The 14,557-nt window shown below is 43.0% G+C and carries 16 protein-coding genes; 1 reads left to right on the plus strand and 15 read right to left on the minus strand.

Going from position 1 to position 14,557, the window contains the following annotated elements; translation table 11 throughout:
* Positions 1–163: 163 nt before the first annotated feature.
* The 9 genes from IQ211_RS14705 to miaB form a co-directional block, all read right to left on the minus strand.
* Positions 164–889, minus strand: coding sequence for an amino acid ABC transporter ATP-binding protein (locus IQ211_RS14705; protein WP_189760785.1), 726 nt, complete (start codon positions 887–889; stop codon positions 164–166).
* Positions 889–1,563 carry a glutamate/aspartate ABC transporter permease GltK gene (gene gltK, locus IQ211_RS14710; RefSeq protein ID WP_189760786.1) on the minus strand — a complete coding sequence of 225 codons (675 nt, stop codon included), beginning with the start codon at positions 1,561–1,563 and terminating at the stop codon, positions 889–891. Before gltK ends, IQ211_RS14705 begins: the two co-directional genes overlap by 1 nt.
* Before the next feature lie 3 nt (positions 1,564–1,566).
* Positions 1,567–2,307: an amino acid ABC transporter permease gene (locus IQ211_RS14715; RefSeq protein ID WP_189760787.1), complete on the minus strand. Its 741-nt coding sequence runs from the start codon at positions 2,305–2,307 to the stop codon at positions 1,567–1,569.
* 118 nt (positions 2,308–2,425) lie between these two features.
* Positions 2,426–3,313: a glutamate/aspartate ABC transporter substrate-binding protein gene (locus IQ211_RS14720; protein WP_189760788.1), complete on the minus strand. Its 888-nt coding sequence runs from the start codon at positions 3,311–3,313 to the stop codon at positions 2,426–2,428.
* Positions 3,314–3,937: 624 nt separating this feature from the next.
* On the minus strand, positions 3,938–5,467 hold the full coding sequence (gene lnt, locus IQ211_RS14725) for an apolipoprotein N-acyltransferase (protein WP_189760789.1): 1,530 nt from the start codon (positions 5,465–5,467) through the stop codon (positions 3,938–3,940).
* Between the two features lie 11 nt (positions 5,468–5,478).
* Positions 5,479–6,357, minus strand: coding sequence for a CNNM family magnesium/cobalt transport protein CorC (gene corC, locus IQ211_RS14730; protein WP_189760790.1), 879 nt, complete (start codon positions 6,355–6,357; stop codon positions 5,479–5,481).
* Between the two features lie 70 nt (positions 6,358–6,427).
* On the minus strand, positions 6,428–6,895 hold the full coding sequence (gene ybeY / locus IQ211_RS14735) for an rRNA maturation RNase YbeY (RefSeq protein WP_189760791.1): 468 nt from the start codon (positions 6,893–6,895) through the stop codon (positions 6,428–6,430).
* Positions 6,892–7,869, minus strand: coding sequence for a PhoH family protein (locus IQ211_RS14740; RefSeq protein ID WP_223281824.1), 978 nt, complete (start codon positions 7,867–7,869; stop codon positions 6,892–6,894). Before IQ211_RS14740 ends, ybeY begins: the two co-directional genes overlap by 4 nt.
* 93 nt (positions 7,870–7,962) lie before the next feature.
* A complete protein-coding gene (gene miaB, locus IQ211_RS14745; RefSeq protein ID WP_189760793.1) occupies positions 7,963–9,393 on the minus strand; it encodes a tRNA (N6-isopentenyl adenosine(37)-C2)-methylthiotransferase MiaB in 1,431 nt (476 codons plus the stop codon).
* A gap of 203 nt (positions 9,394–9,596) precedes the next feature.
* Between miaB and ubiF the strand changes: the two genes are divergently transcribed.
* Positions 9,597–10,784 (plus strand): 3-demethoxyubiquinol 3-hydroxylase, encoded by a 1,188-nt coding sequence (ubiF, locus tag IQ211_RS14750; RefSeq protein WP_189760794.1) that lies wholly within the window; start codon positions 9,597–9,599, stop codon positions 10,782–10,784.
* 14 nt (positions 10,785–10,798) lie between these two features.
* Here ubiF and IQ211_RS14755 read toward each other — a convergent pair whose 3' ends face one another.
* The 6 genes from IQ211_RS14755 to IQ211_RS14780 form a co-directional block, all read right to left on the minus strand.
* Positions 10,799–11,173 (minus strand): helix-turn-helix domain-containing protein, encoded by a 375-nt coding sequence (locus IQ211_RS14755; protein ID WP_189760795.1) that lies wholly within the window; start codon positions 11,171–11,173, stop codon positions 10,799–10,801.
* Positions 11,174–11,602: 429 nt separating this feature from the next.
* Entirely contained in the window at positions 11,603–12,640 is a 1,038-nt protein-coding gene (locus tag IQ211_RS14760; protein WP_189760796.1) for a tyrosine-type recombinase/integrase, read from the minus strand.
* On the minus strand, positions 12,633–12,854 hold the full coding sequence (locus IQ211_RS14765; RefSeq protein ID WP_189760797.1) for a DUF4224 domain-containing protein: 222 nt from the start codon (positions 12,852–12,854) through the stop codon (positions 12,633–12,635). Before IQ211_RS14765 ends, IQ211_RS14760 begins: the two co-directional genes overlap by 8 nt.
* Positions 12,855–13,221: 367 nt before the next feature.
* Positions 13,222–13,758 (minus strand): phage N-6-adenine-methyltransferase, encoded by a 537-nt coding sequence (locus tag IQ211_RS14770; protein WP_189760798.1) that lies wholly within the window; start codon positions 13,756–13,758, stop codon positions 13,222–13,224.
* A 210-nt stretch (positions 13,759–13,968) separates the two neighbouring features.
* Positions 13,969–14,223: a hypothetical protein gene (locus IQ211_RS14775; protein ID WP_189760799.1), complete on the minus strand. Its 255-nt coding sequence runs from the start codon at positions 14,221–14,223 to the stop codon at positions 13,969–13,971.
* Positions 14,224–14,352: 129 nt separating this feature from the next.
* Positions 14,353–14,557 (minus strand): zinc-finger-containing protein (locus tag IQ211_RS14780; RefSeq protein ID WP_228011601.1); only part of this gene is annotated, 205 nt, incomplete at its 5' end.

Raw genomic sequence — 14,557 nt, forward strand, 5'->3', positions numbered from 1 at the left:
TTTTGTTCCTTTATTGCTCTTTGTTTCGCAACTTAAGGTTATAAAGGCAGGGCTATGTCATTTCAATTCACTATGTCATCTCATCTAGAAAGTCGAGCATCGCGTTATTTTTAGGGAAAATTTAAAATCGGCGGTAGTTTTGCCTGCCGCCGACAAGGAAAAATCAGTGCAGAATTTTCGCCAGAAAATCGCGGGCACGCTCTGATTTTGGGTTAGCAAAGAAATCTTCTTTCTTACTGTCTTCGACAATTTTGCCTTCATCCATGAAAATAACGCGATGTGCTACTTTCTTGGCAAATCCCATCTCATGGGTTACTACCATCATGGTCATGCCTTCGTTCGCCAATTCCACCATGACATCCAACACTTCATTAATCATTTCAGGATCAAGGGCAGAAGTAGGCTCATCAAACAGCATTGCAATCGGGTCCATACAGAGTGCACGGGCAATGGCAACACGTTGTTGCTGACCACCGGAGAGTTGTGCAGGAAATTTATCCGCATGGCTGGCTAATCCAACTCGCTCTAGCAGTTTTAAGCCTTTTTCAGTCGCTTCTTTCTTGTCGCGCTTTAACACTTTAACCTGAGCCAGTGTCAGGTTTTCAATAATCGATAGGTGAGGAAAAAGTTCAAAGTGCTGAAACACCATCCCCACCTTGGAGCGCAATTGTGCCAGATTGGTACTCTTGTCATTGACTTTTGTGTCGTTTACTCGAATTTCACCTTGCTGGACAGGTTCAAGACCATTGACCGTTTTTATCAGTGTGGATTTGCCGGAACCAGATGGTCCACATACCACGACTACTTCGCCTTTTTTGACTTCAGTTGAGCAGTCAGTAAGAACCTGAAATTGGTCATACCACTTGGATACATTTTTCAGGGAAATCATCAAACAGTCCTTTTCTTCAAATAGTTAACCAGCATAGAAGCGGAAAAACTAATCACAAAATAAACAAAGCCGGCAAACAGAACCATTTCAATTTGGGTTCCATCGCGCTCACCAATATTCGTTGCTGTACGGAAAAAATCCGCCAGACTCAATACATATACCAGAGAAGTATCCTGGAATAATACAATGCCTTGTGTTAGCAGCAATGGGATCATTGCCCGAAATGCTTGTGGCAGTATGACCAACCGCATGCTTTGCAATTGAGTCATACCCAGTGCCAGCGCAGCAGAAGATTGCCCGCGGGAAATACTCTGAATACCTGCCCGAATTATTTCGGCGTAGTAAGCTGCCTCAAAGAGCGAAAAAGCTACCATTGCAGAAATTAAACGGATATCGGTTTTTGGTGAAATACCTAGAATATTTTGTAATAAGTTAGGCACAATCAGATAAAACCACAGTAATACCATCACCAGTGGAACTGAGCGGAACAGGTTAACATATAGGGCGGCAAACCAGCTCAATGCTTTGATGGATGAGAGGCGCATTATCGCCAGCATGGTTCCCCAAACAATGCCTATGATAACGGCTGTCACGGTAATTTTTGCCGTTATCAACAATCCATCCAGAAGGAAGGGCAAGCTTGGTACAATCGAACTCCAGTCAAACTGATACATTTTTTATCGCCCTCCCAGGTTGCCGGGTAAACGTACTTTTTTCTCCAGTATGCTCATGGCAAGCATGATCACCAGGTTGATACCTATATAAGCCAGTGTGATCGCTGTGAATGATTCATAGGCGTGAGCGGAATAATCCAGCAATTTATTGGCCTGAGCAGCCATATCAACCAACCCGATTGTGGAAGCAATGGCAGAATTCTTCACCAAATTGAGCATTTCTGAGGTCATTGGGGGAATTATCACTCGGTAGGCGTTTGGCAGCAGAACGTAACGGTAGGTTTGTGGCAAGGTTAATCCCATTGCCAGACCTGCGGCTTTTTGCCCCCTTGGAAGTGACTGAATTGCCGCGCGAACTTGCTCACATACACGGGCCGCGGTGAATAACCCTAAGCAGAGGACTGAAGAGATAAAAAACTGGATATTGGGGTCCAGCTCCATTTTGAACCAATCGCTCAAATTTTTGGGCAGGAATTCAGGAACCACCAGATACCAGGTAAAAAATTGGACAATAAGAGGAACGTTGCGAAATAGCTCCACATAACACGTCCCAAGTCCGGAAAGGAATTTATTCGGGACTGTGCGAAGAATACCGAACAATGAGCCGACAACGAATGCAATGATCCAGGCACAGGCGGAAAGTGCCACCGTTACCTGAAAACCAGAAATAAGCCACCCCAGATAGGTGGTATTACCAAAAGGGGCTGCTTGTAAAAAGATGCCCCAATCCCAATTAGCGGACATAATCGAACTCCCTGATATGGGGTTAGCTGTCATTCATCGAATTTAAATCTGAAAAAAATGAGGTAGGGAACGACTACCTCATACCCGTTATTGCCAATGAAATCGGGATTTTGTTTTCTTAATTCAACGCCTTATCGTTTGGTGACTTAAACAAATTTCTCATTTCATCTGACATAGAGAAGTTTAAATTCAGGTTCTTAGGTGGAATGGGTTCTTTAAACCAGCGATCAAACATTTTTTCTGCTTTACCGGAGGTTTGTGTTTTGGCAATAACGTTATCAATCAATTTCTTGAATTGAAGATCATCTTTGCGCAGCATACAGCCGTATGCTTCTTCCGATTGTGGTTTGCCAACAATGATCCATTGCTCGGGTTTTTTAGCTTTCGCGCGTTCACCAGCGAGTAAAGCATCATCCATCATAAAGGCGACAGCACGGCCTGATTCCAGAGTACGGAATGAATCACCGTGGTCTTTGGCACTGATGATACGCATTTTCATTTGCTTCTCATCATTGAGCTTATTCAACAAGATTTCGGAAGTTGTGCCGGAAGTCACAACGACATTTTTTCCTGCCAGATCATCAAACCCCTTGACACCTGAATCTTTTTTGGTCAGTAAGCGAGTACCGACGGAAAAGATGGTATTGGAGAATGCCGCTTGTTTCTGTCGTTCAATGTTGTTGGTGGTGGAGCCACATTCAAAATCGAAAGTACCATTTTGTAGCAGGGGAATGCGGTTCTGGGAGGTAATCGGGATCAGCTTAACTTGCAAATTAGGCATATCCAGCTTTTTCTTGACGGCTTCAACGATCAGGTTGGAATAATCCTGGGAATAACCCACGACGTTTTGTTGATTATCGTAGTAAGAGAATGGGACCGACGATTCTCGGTGTCCAACAACGATTATGCCGTTATCTTTGATTTTTTTCAGTGTTCCTGTCAATTCCTCAGCATGGGCAGCCCCGACTGCGCTAAGCAACATCATAGTTAACATCAACTTACGCATATACAGCTCCTTTATCTGGTTATTTTTTGTGAAATTGGATTTGCTTACAGATAATTGTGTTTTTGCATGTTTCTATACCAATCCAACTTCAAATTGCAGATTAAAAATCAATGTGATTGTTTATATCTCCCCCGCTACGCGGGGAGATATAAGACGCATCTTGAAAGACGATTGGTATACATAAATAAAACTGCCGAAACGATTTTTCTGGTTTCTTTGTTTATGTGATGTAAAAAAATAATTCATAATGTTACTTTTTTGAAACCATAATGTTTCTGTTTCGCGACACACATCGCACTATAAATAAACAATTTCATTTATGTGTGATTAAAAAGTGAATAATATTGAATGTTGTTCACACTTTGCGCTATTTAAAATAATGTTCTGTTTTAGCGGGTATTTGATGGTGAAATATGTGATGAATTTTTGTTATTTAGGTGATGAGATCGACGGTTAAATAAAATCAGGGCATATATCAATCTAACTTCAAGATGCGTGTGATTTCTCCCCGCAAGACGGGGAAAAATCAGGTTTCATAGCGTGTTGTAAATTGCAACTTGAAGTTTAATACGTATAGAAATATACCCTGACTACTATTAACGTTTATTATAGGAAAACATAAAATTAAGCTTTGCGGCGTTTTTTTATCAAAGCAAAGATAAAAAACAGGGCACTTGCTCCCCATATTGGCCAATTGCCGAAGCGAAAATAAGGCGTTATCCCTGTGGCCGGGGTTACTTTGGTTTCCAATACCTGTCGGGTAAATTGTGGAAGTTCAGACTGAATGGAACCATCAGGGTTAATTACTGCGGTAATGCCGTTATTCGTTCCTCTTAGCAGAGGACGCCCCAATTCAAGAGCGCGCATTCGTGCCATTTGGAAATGCTGCCAAGGGCCAATGGAACGTCCAAACCAGGCATCATTAGAAACGGTCAAGAGGAACTCGGTGTCAGGTTTGAAATTATCACGCACCTGTTCACCCAAAATAATTTCGTAGCAGATAGCGGCAGTAATATTGTGTCCAGCAACAGAAAGTTGAGGCTGGATGTAATTACCTTGGCTAAAAGAAGACATTGGCAAATTGAATAAAGGTGCCAATGGCCGCAGTATTGATGCTAGTGGCACAAACTCACCAAACGGTACCAGGTGATGTTTGTCGTAACGGGTTAACGCTGGGTATTGGTAAGGTATCTTATCCCCTAATACGATGATGCTGTTATAGAATTTATAACCTTCCAATGTCAGTCGGGCGTCCACAATGCCAGTGATCAAGCTGGTATTATGTTTTCTCAGCACGGTATCCAGTTTAGTCAGAAAATCACGCTGGTTATATTCATCATCAGGAATAGCAGATTCCGGCCAGATGATGATTGGCGTTTTACCAATGAAAGGACGACTGTTGTCCAAATAAATATCCAGTGTTTTTCCAAGAGCGGTGGATTCCCACTTAATGGCTTGGGGAATATTACCTTGAACCAAAGCAATATCAGTGGCTTTTTCTGGTTGTAGGGTATACCACTGGTAGTGCCTCATTGACCACGGTAACAGTAACAGGATAATGGCGAAAATAGCCGCGGAAATTTTTTTCTGGGTGACAGCAACAACCAACAATCCGCTGATCATCATCAGTAAAAAGGTAATACCTTCCACACCCAGAATAGGCGCAATGGCTTTCATCGGACCATCAATTTGGCTGTAACCAAATTGTAACCACGGAAACCCAGATAACACCCAACCACGTAAGAATTCTGTCAATTGCCATAGCGCTGGGCTGGCTATAACCAGCCTGATGCTATTAGAAGCCGGAAAAAAGCGGTTCAATACACCAGTAAATAAAGCGGGATAAAGGGCAAGATAGGCAGATAGCAAGATCACCAAAAAGATATTGATAGCGGTTGGCATACCACCAAAGTCGGCGATACTGACATAAACCCAGTTTGCGCCACTGCCAAATAAGCCAAGGCCCCAGCATAAACCAATAAAGCAAGCCTGGCGGGTTGTTCTGTTTAAGGAAAGGATTTGTAGGCCAAAAAGGGAAACAAGAGCAGCAGGCCAGAAATCAAAAGGTGAAAAAGCCAGCGTTCCACTGGCTCCGAAGAAAAGTGCCAGCACGGCACGTAACCGCTGGCAACTCATTAATGAGGCTTTGTTCATCCAGATCCTATTTATTGTTTATCAAGGCCAGGAACATCAGCATCATCCGGTATTTTTACATGAACCTGAATGATCTTACGGCTATCAGACATTGCCACTTTGAAAAGGTAACCATCAATGGTGATGGATTCCCCACGTGAAGGCAGATGCCCAAATGCTTGCATGACTAGCCCACCAATAGTATCAACCTCTTCATCGCTGAAATTAGTGCCAAAAACGTCATTAAAATCCTCGATTTGAGTCAACGCCCGGACTGAATAGGAGTGGCGACTTAGGGTACGAATGTCGTTATCTTCATCATCATCGTATTCGTCTTCTATTTCACCCACAATCAGTTCAAGAATATCTTCAATGGTGACCAGCCCCGAAACGCCGCCAAATTCGTCGATCACAATCGCCATATGGTAGCGTTGGGAACGGAATTCTTTCAGCAGGCGGTCAACACGTTTACTTTCCGGCACGACAACAGCCTGACGAAGGACTTTATCAATGCTGAAAGGTTCTGCATTTGTACGCATGAAGGGTAGCAGATCTTTCGCCATCAATATGCCTTCAATGTGATCTTTGTCTTCGCTGATCACAGGAAAGCGTGAGTGAGCCGAGTCGATAATAACATCCAGACATTCGTCCAGAGATTGGTTGCGTTTTAAGGTAACGATCTGTGAGCGTGGGATCATAATGTCACGCACGCGTTGATCAGCAATATCCATGACACCTTCGAGCATCTCGCGGGTATCAGGATCGATGAGGTCGTTCTGCTCAGAATCACGGATCAGTTCAACCAAATCATCACGGTTTTTCGGTTCACCGTGAAAAAGCTGATTAAGAAGTGCAAAAAAGCCTTTCTTAGGGCCAGGGTTATCGTTACTTGAAGGATGGTCGTCGCTCATGGCGTTTTAATGAAAATTCCCCATATAAAATCGTAGACTATTATGTTTAACATAAAAATGTTGGTAGTGGTTATTCTTTTTCCGCGAGATAGGGATCAGTATAACCCATTTTTTTTAGGATCTCTGTTTCCAGCGCTTCCATTTCTTCCGCTTCATCGTCTTCAATATGATCATATCCCAGAAGATGAAGGCTGCCGTGAACCACCATATGTGCCCAGTGTTCTTCGACCGTTTTTTGTTGCTCATCTGCCTCTTTTTCAACAACTTGACGGCAGATAATTAAATCACCGAGTAAGGGTAATTCAACTTCAGGTGGCGCTTCAAATGGGAAAGATAACACATTCGTTGGTTTATCTTTCCCTCGATAAGTGAGGTTTAAATCGTGGCTTTCTGCCTCATCGACCAGGCGAATAGTCACTTCACTTTCGGTCTGAAATTGTGGCAAAACACCTTCCAACCAGCGTTGGAAAAGGGCTTCCTCGGGTAGCCCTTCGGGGTTTTCACAGGCAATTTGCAAATCTAATATAACTGAACTCATTGTGCTTCCTGTCTGCGTTTCTCATTAAGCATTTTTTTGCGTTCTTGTTCCGCTGCTTCCCATACTTCATAGGCGATAACCACTTTTGCCACCACAGGATGGCGAACAACGTCTTCACTATGTAAGAAGTTAAAACTCAGGTCATCAACATCAGATAATACTTCTATTGCATGACTCAGGCCTGATTTTTGCCCTCTTGGCAAATCAATCTGGGTTACGTCACCGGTAATGACGGCCTTGGAATTAAAACCAATGCGAGTCAGGAACATTTTCATCTGTTCAATGGTCGTATTCTGGCTTTCGTCGAGAATAATAAAGGCATCATTGAGGGTACGTCCACGCATATAAGCCAGTGGCGCCACTTCAATAACGTTTCTTTCGATCAGCTTCTCAACTTTTTCAAATCCCATCATTTCAAACAGGGCATCATAAAGCGGGCGCAGATAAGGATCGACTTTCTGGCTGAGATCACCAGGCAAAAAGCCCAGTTTTTCTCCGGCTTCAACCGCAGGACGGGTCAGCAGGATACGGCGGACTTCCTGGCGCTCCAGTGCATCAACCGCTGCAGCGACAGCCAAATACGTTTTCCCTGTACCTGCAGGCCCCACCCCGAACGTGATATCGTGATCAAGGATGTTAGCAATATATTGCGCCTGATTGGGAGTACGGGGTTTTACAACACCCCGTTTAGTTTTGATGTTGACAGCCTTACCATATTCAGGGACGCTTTCTGCTGCTTGTTCCAGCACCCGGCTCTCAGTAATAGCGAGATGCACCTGTTCAGGCTCAAGATCAGGTATTATGCCGCGTATAGGAGCGGTTTCGACATAAAGGTGGCGCAGGATCCCTGCGGCCGCGCTAACACATAATGGTTTACCTGCCAGTTTGAAACGGTTATCACGGCGATTGATTTCAATACCCAAACGACGTTCAAGTTGTTTCAGATTATCATCAAGTGGTCCACACAGACTCATCAGACGTTGATTGTCAGCAGGCTCCAGAAAGATTTCTTGGGTTGCTACTTGTGGGTTTATTTGTGTCACTGATTGTCTCTATGTTAGGGCCTGTTAAGGCTGATAAAAGCCAACGCCGAGTTCATCTTCCTTGCGAGTACGGGCAATGACTGATTCAGGTGACTCATGGATGCGCAGATCCATCTCATCTTCAGTACGAATGACTTTACCACGCAGGGAGTTGGCGTATACGTCAACAATTTCGACATCAACAAATTTACCAATCATGTCAGGCGCTCCCTCAAAATTAACCACGCGGTTATTCTCGGTACGGCCAGAGAGTTCCATGATATTTTTGCGTGATGGACCTTCAACCAGAATGCGCTGCGTACTGCCAAGCATTGCGCGGCTGTAGCTCATGGCCTGCTGGTTAATGCGCTGCTGGAGCAGGTACAAGCGCTGTTTCTTTTCTTCTTCGCTAACGTCATCTGGCAAATCGGCTGCGGGGGTACCTGGGCGCGCTGAATAGATGAAGCTAAAACTCATGTCGAAGTTAACATCGGCAATCAATTTCATGGTTTTTTCAAAATCATCCTGTGTTTCACCTGGGAAACCGATGATGAAGTCAGAACTGATCAGAATGTCAGGGCGTGCCTTACGTAAACGACGAATAATGCCTTTGTATTCTAGCGCAGTATGGGCACGTTTCATCAGGGTAAGGATGCGATCAGAACCACTCTGGACTGGCAGATGCAGGAAGCTCACTAACTCAGGGGTGTCCTCGTAGACTGCAATAATATCGTCAGTAAACTCGATTGGATGGCTGGTTGTGAAGCGAATGCGGTCGATACCGTCAATAGCCGCAACCAGACGCAACAGTTCGGCAAATGTGCAGATACCGCCATCAAACGTTGCGCCGCGATAGGCATTAACGTTTTGACCAAGCAGATTCACTTCACGTACACCTTGCGCAGCAAGTTGGGCAATTTCGAATAAAATATCATCACAAGGACGGCTGACTTCTTCCCCACGGGTGTAAGGTACGACGCAGAATGTGCAGTACTTATTGCAGCCTTCCATGATGGAAACGAATGCTGTTGGGCCTTCGGCACGAGGCTCTGGCAGACGGTCAAATTTTTCAATTTCAGGGAAACTGATGTCAACAACCGGGCTGCGGGTGCCTTTGACATGATTAATCATTTCGGGCAGGCGGTGCAGGGTTTGTGGCCCAAAAATAATATCGACGCTAGGTGAGCGCTGGCGAATGTAATCCCCTTCCTGGGAAGCAACACAACCCCCCACACCGATAATGATTTCAGGATTTTTATCTTTCAGGCCCTTCCAGCGGCCAAGTTGGTGAAAGACTTTTTCCTGAGCCTTTTCACGGATTGAACAAGTATTCAGGAGTAAGATATCTGCTTCTTCGGCGACATCGGTTAACTGATAACCGTGAGTGGTTTCCAGCAAGTCGGCCATCTTGGATGAATCGTATTCGTTCATCTGACAGCCCCAGGTTTTGATATACAGTTTTTTTATCGTCGACATTTTGTGTATCCGGTGTTTCCAGTGGAATGATGCTTCAACACTGAAAAGCGCAATATATTGCACGTAGTGTATTTAGCATAATATTGTTAGCTATTGTAGTCATTTGAGGCACCAGTGACCAGACTGTAACAGCGGATATTCTCAGCCGGAAAGGGAAAATTCCGGTAGACTGTTTTAATCAATAAGTTAATGACGTGATGAATATGAATAATCCACAACAAAAATTCGATATTGTTGTCGTTGGCGCAGGTATGATTGGTGCAGCGACAGCATTGGGATTGGCGCAGGAAGGTTGGCGTGTTGCATTATTGGAGCACCAGCCTCCTGCACTTTATGATGCAGAGTGTGAACCTGATGTTCGTATATCTGCGATCAGCTGTGCTTCGGTGGATTTATTGAACCAATTGGGAGCATGGGAAAACGTCTTGCAAATGCGCAGTGCTCCTTATCGAAAGCTGGAAACATGGGAGCAAAATGATTCGAATGTCATTTTCGATGCTGCAAGTTTGGGACTGCCAGAGTTAGGGCATATGGTTGAAAATCGTGTCTTGCAGCTGGCTTTGTGGCAGGAATTTGCACATTATCCAAACCTGACATTGATTTGTCCCACTGTTTTGCAATCTATGCAGCGTCAGCATGAGAATAAAACGTGGCGGGTGACGTTGGAAGATGGCACGGAAATTAACACACGACTGATTATTGGTGCAGACGGTGCCCGTTCTCAAGTCCGTCAATTGGCGGGTATTGGCAGTAACGGGTGGCAATATCGCCAGTCATGTATGCTGATAACGGTCAAGACTGACCAGCCTCAACAAGATATAACCTGGCAACAATTTTTTCCTTCTGGTCCCAGGGCCTTTCTGCCGTTGTTTGATCAATGGGCTTCGTTGGTTTGGTATGATTCTCCTGCCCGTATTCGCCAATTGCAGTCAATGACGATGGCACAACTTGAGCGAGAAATTTTTCAGGCATTTCCTGCCCGCTTAGGTACAGTTACCCCGATTGCTGCGGGCTCATTCCCGCTGACTCGTCATCATGCCAGCCATTACGTACAAGAAGGGTTGGTTCTGCTGGGAGATGCGGCTCATACCATCAATCCGTTGGCAGGGCAGGGAGTGAATTTAGGTTATCGGGATGTTGATGTGTTACTCAAGGTACTAACCAATGCTAAGGAATTGTTGCAAGAGTGGGATTCTTTGCTAGTTTTGATGCGTTATCAACGCCGCAGGATGCCGGATAATTTGGTGATGCAGGCGGGAATGGATTTTTTCCATACCACATTCAGTAATGATTTGCCGGGGTTAAAAACGGTACGAAATCTGGCATTAATGGCTGCGCAACGTGCAGGAGGCATGAAAAATCTTGCTCTGAAATATGCATTGGGGTTGTGATGGATATTAGCCCCTTATGGGGCTAATTTGGTTGGTTTTATCAGAATATCGGCAGGTATTCCGAGCATACAGTGCAGATTACGGATCATAGGTAATGTCAGGTTGCGCTTACGATTTAAAACTTCATAAACACGGTTGGATTTGCCAATGGCAGGTTCTAAATCTTTAACGGTTAACCCTGATTGTTCCATTCTGTATTTAATCGCTTCAATGGGATCTGGTGGATCTATTGGGTAATGTTCTGCTTCATAAGCTTCAATTAGCAGCACCATAATTTCCATGTAATCAAATTCAGGCGTTCCAATTTCAGGTTGATTATCAAATAGTGGAGCAATAGCTTTTAATGCTTTTTGATAATCGCTCTCTGTTCTAATAGGTTTAATGTTCATTGTTCACTCCGGTTCTACGGTATTAGCATCTATAGCATCGTATTGTCCGTGTACCGATGAATTTTACGTACACCCAGCCTGCGAGGTAAAAGATGGAAACTATCAAGCGCAAGTAACCAGTAAGCGTATTATTTTTTATCCAGTTAATGCGATTGAATTGGAGAATTATTTACTTGCGATTGTTGAAGTGGCTTTTATGAAGGAATTTTGACGGCTGTAAAACAAAAAACCACCTTTTAATGGTGGCTTGCATATCAAAGAATATTTTACTTTGAAAAATTTGGCTGGGGTACCAGGATTCGAACCTGGGAATGCCGGAATCAGAATCCGGTGCAATATCTATATAAATCAAAATCTTACGATGAATTGAAAGAATATACAGTATGAAGTTGAAAATATAAATCCTTTTATCTCAGTCAGTTATCTATTTCAATTCCTGTATATTCTTTCATTTTTGCTGATTTTTGGAAGGTCTAGAGTGGGAGTTACTTTCGTCTTGCGATCATAAACTTTTACTTGAGATTCGGTCTTGTGTCCACTGAATAATTGCTTGTCTCTTGAACTTCCTTCGAAGTCTGAGATTGCCTTAGCTTTGATATCATGAAACGTGAAATCAATTTTTCTTCCCAATACCTTCGCTGCTTTCTCTTTTGCTTCCCTCCAATGATTATCGAAACCTGATTTTGTGAATTGATTACCATCTGCATTCAAAATTACATAAGATTGGGTTGATGTAGGAGGGAACAGTTCTACTGCGTGATTTATAGTTTCACGCAATCTATCAGTCCATTGCTTTATCTGCTTAGCTCCAGTTTTCCCTTGCTTGATGTAAATCCCTTGTTCTGAAATCTGGTTATGTTTCAGCTTCAATATATCCCCGATCCTAGATGCACAAAGATATGATATCTCCATTGCTATTTTAACCACAGGGGAGCCTACATCATATGTGGTTTGATATTCTTCATCGGTGATATATTTGTCTCTGTTTTGGAGGGAAAACTTCTTTATCCCTGAACATGGATTAATCTTGCAATAACCTCTCTCATACCCCCAACCAAACGCCACTGACATATACGATAATTCGTGATTAGCCTGTGTTTTACTTTGGGTTCCTCTTATATCCATATACTGCCTGATATGTTCTGGTTTAATGTTATCAACCTTAATATGACCAAAAACTTTTAGAATGCTCTTTGCTCCTTGCAATTTATCCTTCTGAGAACGTGCTGATAATTCAGTAAATGCGGGGCTATTCAAATGCATTCCCCACAGTTTAGAGAATGTCATTACTATTTTTTGATTTGCGATCTCTCCGTCATACCGAGCCCATAACTCGGTCATGCTCATTGTTAATGGGCCTAGTATTATAGTTTTGTTATCTTTGGTTTTGAGGTAATACGAATATTTTGTTTTTGATACACGAGAGGGTAGCTTCTGGTCATTGGGATCTTTGCGCTTCCTAACCATTGAGTAACGCTCCAAAATCAGGGGATTCAACTTTAGTACTGGCTTGTTGACGATAATTGCCAGTGAACTCACTACGAATAACAATAGGCTTACCTAGCTTATTGATGTAATGGTGAATTCGGTTAGAGGTCAACCATTTTATCTGGTGACTCTTTTGTTTAAATCCGGTTAGTAAAATCAATTCTTTATCAGTTAAATAGATAGGCTCACTCATCTATCTCTCCTTCTGAATCATCCGCACATAGTGCACCAGCACTGATTTAGCGCTGAATTTCATGTGGTTGAGTGGTTTAAATTTGGGGGTGTATTTATCGAGGATTGCGGTGACTGCGATGTCATCGTATTTGGGTAATTGTTCCAGTTCCTCTAGGCATTCCCTTGCTACTGTCCTCCTTGCGTTCTCGAATTCGCTAGTCATAGATACGACACGTGATATTGCCTTTGTGTGATTCTCTGATACGCCCTGAGCGACCCGTATTTGTATAAAAAGGGATCGTTAGATTTATTTGCCTGTCAATAGTCTTGAACTGCACCAATAGCTAAATGGATATCGTTGCTGTTTGCTATTTCAATTGTTACTTTCATGCTATTTTCTCCAATTGATGATTGCCAATAATCATTAAATAATCTCGTTCAACGGTTGTTATTATTCTACGTGGAGCAGTGAACGGCCTCCAAATTAACAACAATGAACCTTTGTTATTTCCATTCACTGATTTTTTTGTTTCTGCATTAATAAATGAAATCCTGCCACCTGTAATTAATCTGACCTCATCTACAGTTTCCAATGCCAATTTAAACCAACCGACTGAAAGGTCAGCGGGAATTAACATCACAATAGGCTGTAATTGTTTCTGGCATTCGATAGCGGCTTTTTCTATCCACGGTTTAATGTTGCTATAGGGCGGATTGCACCAGATAGCCCCATAACTCGCCCAATCACACTCCAGTGCATTATCTCGTTCCGTGAGATAATGTGCACACAGGGTATTCTGAGCATCGGCGGCTGCATCTAAATAAAATCCGAATTCTATATCGAGTGCCATAAATAATGGGAGTGGAGTTTGCCATAAATCTTTTAATTCGGGCGGGGTATTACTGCCTCCGAAATCACTCATTGTTTATATTCCTTATTTTCCGCCTATCCTGCTCATAATCCTCCCCACATTCCCGACTACAGAATGCACCGTGTATTGCTGGTTCCGCCTCACACCACCGACACATTCCGTTGATACTGGTTAATGCTGGTGGTCGGCTCTGTAGAGCATGGGATATATTCAGCTCATTTAATTCATTCGCTGCGTCGATAATATCCATGTTATTTCTCGTTATTTGTTTGGGTGGGGATACAGAAAAATTCCAAACATTGTCTTATCAGCAGGCATATCAGATATATCTTTGTACAATTTCCCATCCATTAAATTGTAACAAGCCACAGGCTTCATATTTTCATATTCAGCGAGACGTTTTAATATTGTGATACATAAATTTAAATCTAATGCTATTTCATGATAGCCTGCTGATTTTAATTCCTCGGCTGATTTTAAAGTTGTATTTATTTTCTCAATCACATCATTGCTCATTATTATTCTCTCTCGATTTTTCTATTATAGAAAATTTATTTGGTTGACAAATTCAAGTAAATTTGTAAAACGGTTGACGTTTAATGGTCAACCGAGATACTCAATGCATAACTTTAATTTTGTCATTTCTCATCTAAATTCCCTGCATATATTCGCTGCCCGTTCGCACATATCAGTGTCGAACCAGCCGAAATGACATTGGCTAGGGCTAATTTCTAGCTGTTTTGCTAACCATCTGTACGCCTCCGTGCGCTCCAAATTACGACTCCTGACGACATCATCGAAATACCGATGAGCCGATGCTCTGGCTCTGCGTGTCGGTTTATCTGCCAGT

It is taken from the genome of Xenorhabdus griffiniae (assembly GCF_015163655.1).
Lineage (GTDB): Bacteria > Pseudomonadota > Gammaproteobacteria > Enterobacterales > Enterobacteriaceae > Xenorhabdus > Xenorhabdus griffiniae.